Raw genomic sequence first — 3,063 nt, 5'->3', positions numbered from 1 at the left:
GGTCCGGCCGGGCTCGCCGCCTGGGCCTTCGAGGTGTTCACCGGCCGGGTGCTCGGGCGGTACCAGGCGGCGGCGGTGCGGATCGGCTTCGGGCTGGTCTGGCTGGCGTACCTGGTGCGCGAGTGGCCCGACCGGCGGCTGCTGTACGGCGACACCTCGCCCTGGTCGATGGAGCTGGCGGAGCGGCTGCTGGCCGACAACGGGGCGCTGACGGTGCTGCCCTGGTTCGGCGGGCGGCCCTGGTTCGAGCTGGTCTACCACCTGGGGGTGCTGGCCGCGCTGGCGGTGCTGCTCGGCTGGCGGACCAGGGCGGCCACGGTGCTGTTCCTGGTCACCGTGCTGTCGCTGCAGAACCGCAACGTCTTCCTCGGCGACGGCGGCGACAACATCGTCCACCTGATGGCGGTCTACCTGGTCTTCACCCGGTGCGCCGAGGTGTGGTCGCTGGACGCCCGGCGGGTCCGCGCCGGGCGGGGCGGGGTGGGCGGGGTGCCGCTGTGGGCGGCGCTCGGGGCGGTGCTGCTGGTCTGTCAGCTGGGCGGCTTCGCCGGGTCGAGCCTGGACTGGACGGTCCGGGGGTTCCCGTACGTCGGCTGGGCGCCGCTGTTCTGGCTGCTCTGGGCGGTGGCCGGACTCTGGTGGCTGGTGGACCGGCTGGCGCCGGAGGGCGAGACCAGGGCGGTGCTGGACGCGCTGGCGACCATGGTGCACAACTGCGCGATGCTGGTGATCGCGGTCGAGGTGACGCTGATCTACGCCACGGCCGGCTGGTACAAGGTGCAGGGCTCGCGCTGGCAGGACGGCACCGCGCTCTACTACCCGTTGCACCTGGACTACTTCACGCCCTGGCCGGGGCTGTCCGGGCTGCTCGGCGGGGCGCTGCTGCCGGTGTTCCTGATCACCTACGGGACCGTGCTGCTCCAGGTGGCCTTCCCGTTCACGCTGGTGAACCGGCGGCTCAAGAACGCGCTGCTGGTGGTGATGATGGCCGAGCACGTGGGGATCGCGGTGCTGCTCGGGCTGCCGGTGTTCTCGCTGGCGATGATCGCGGCGGACGCGGTGTTCCTGCCGACGGCGGCGTTGCTGTGGGCCGGGGAGCGGGTCGCGCGGATCCGGTTGAGGGGCCGCCACTAAGCTGACCGGTATGTCCTGGTTCGCCGCGCTTCGAGACACCGCACGGACCGGACTGACCATCGACCGGGCGCTCACCGACCCCAAGCGCGCGGTGCGCGGGGCGGTCGCCGTCGCCGTGGTGCTCTTCCCGACCCTCGCGCTCGGCGACGCCCTGCTCGCCACCTCGGCCGCGATGGGCGCGTTCATCGCCGGGACCGCGACCTTCCAGCGCAGCTTCCGGCCGCGCGCCACGCTCGCCGTCGGGGCCGGGATCGGACTCGGCGTCAGCACCTTCCTCGGCTACCTGGCGGCCGGGGTGACCGGGGCGTTCCCGGTGCTGCTGGCGGTCTGGGCGTTCGGCGCCGGGCTCTCCTGGGCGATCGGGCCGACCGCCGGGGTGGTCGCCGCCAACACCCTCTCGGTGATGCTGATCGTCGTCCAGCTGCCGGTCAGCCCGCTCACCGCGCTCGGCCACGGGCTGGTCTGCGCGCTCGGCGGCGCCGTCCAGGCGCTGGTCATCACCCTCTGGCCGATCGGCAGCTGGACCGCCCAGCGCGAGGCGCTCGCCGACACCTACGCCGAACTCGCCGACTACGCGCGCCGGCTGCGCCAGGACCCGACCGCGCACGTCGACCCGGCGCCGTTCATCGAGGCCAGGAACGCCGCCGCGCTGACGCCCTGGCAGGACCGGCACAGGCCGCCCGAACTGCGCGGCCTGCGCGGCCTCGCCGAACGGATCCGGCCCACCCTGGCGGCGCTCGCCGACCCCAAGGTGGGCGCCCCCGAGGAGGGCCCGGAGCGCGACCGGGCCCGGGAGGTGCTGGCCGCCTCCGCCGAGGCGATGGACGCGCTGGCCCGGGCGATCCGCACCGGCGACCCGCTCCAGCTGCCGCGCTCGGCGCCGGCGCTCACCCTGGTCGCCCGGACCGAGGGCCCGGAGCTGCGCGGCGCCGCCCGCCGGGCCGCGCGCCGGCTGGCCGGGCTGCTCCGCAAGGCCGCCGACGCGCTCGACCGCGCCTCCGAGGACACCATCGACACCCCCGTCGTCCAGCCCGGCGGGGCGCTGCGCAAGCCGCCGCTGGTGCGGATGCTGCCGACGGCGCTGCGCGCGGTGCGCCGGCAGTTCCATCCGCGCTCGGCGGTGTTCCAGCACGCCGTACGGCTGTCCGGGGTGGTCACCGCCGCCTATCTGCTGGCCCGGCTGGCCGGCTTCGAGCACGGCTACTGGGCGCCGATGACCGCCGCGATGGTGATGCGCCCGGACTTCGCGCAGACCTACAGCCGGGGCGTGGCCCGGCTGGCCGGGACGGTCGTCGGCGTCGCCGTCTCCACCCTGGTGGTGCAGCTGGCCCGGCCCGGTGAATGGGTGCTGGCCGCGCTCGCGGTGGTCTCGATCGCCGGCGCCTACCTGACCTTCCGCACCGGCTACGCGGTGATCACCGTCTGCATCTCCTCCTACGTGGTCTTCCTGCTCGGCCTCCAGGAGGGCGACCCGCTGGCCACGGCGGTGGAGCGGGTCGGGCTCACGCTGCTCGGCGGCTCGGTCGCGCTGCTCGTCTACGCGCTCTTCCCGACCTGGCAGACCGCCCGGCTCGGCGAGCGGCTGGCCGAGTGGCTGGCCGCCGCCGGGCGGTACGCGGCCGAGGTGATCGCCGTCTACGAGCGGCCCGCCGCGCCGCGCGGCCGGGAGGTCCGCTCGGCGCTGCTGGACTCCCGGGAGGCGCGCTCGGAGCTGCTCCAGGCGATGCAGCGGGCCGACGCCGAGCCCGGCCGGCACGCCTCCGGACTGCCCGGGGTGAGCCGGCGCCAGCTGGACCGCGCCCGGGCCGCCGTCGGCCACCTCGGACGGGTCGCCGTGCTGCTGGAGGCCCACCTGCCCGCCGCCGACGCCCCGCCGGTGCCGGGGGCGGCCGAGTTCGGCGAGGAGCTGGGGCTGACCACGGCGCTGGC

The 3,063-nt window shown here is 75.7% G+C and carries 2 protein-coding genes; both read left to right on the top strand.

The features are described from left to right. The first annotated feature begins 33 nt into the window (after positions 1-33). Positions 34-1,134, top strand: a complete 1,101-nt coding sequence (locus ABD308_RS38055; RefSeq protein ID WP_344345447.1) for an HTTM domain-containing protein — start codon at positions 34-36, stop codon at positions 1,132-1,134. A gap of 10 nt (positions 1,135-1,144) precedes the next feature. Next, the coding region (locus ABD308_RS38050) for an FUSC family protein (protein ID WP_344345439.1) at positions 1,145-3,063 on the top strand (1,919 nt) is incomplete at its 3' end.

This window comes from Kitasatospora putterlickiae (assembly GCF_039527695.1).
Lineage (GTDB): Bacteria > Actinomycetota > Actinomycetes > Streptomycetales > Streptomycetaceae > Kitasatospora > Kitasatospora putterlickiae.
The sequence above is the reverse complement of the archived record's forward strand: the minus strand, read 5'-3'. Positions and strand labels throughout refer to the sequence as shown.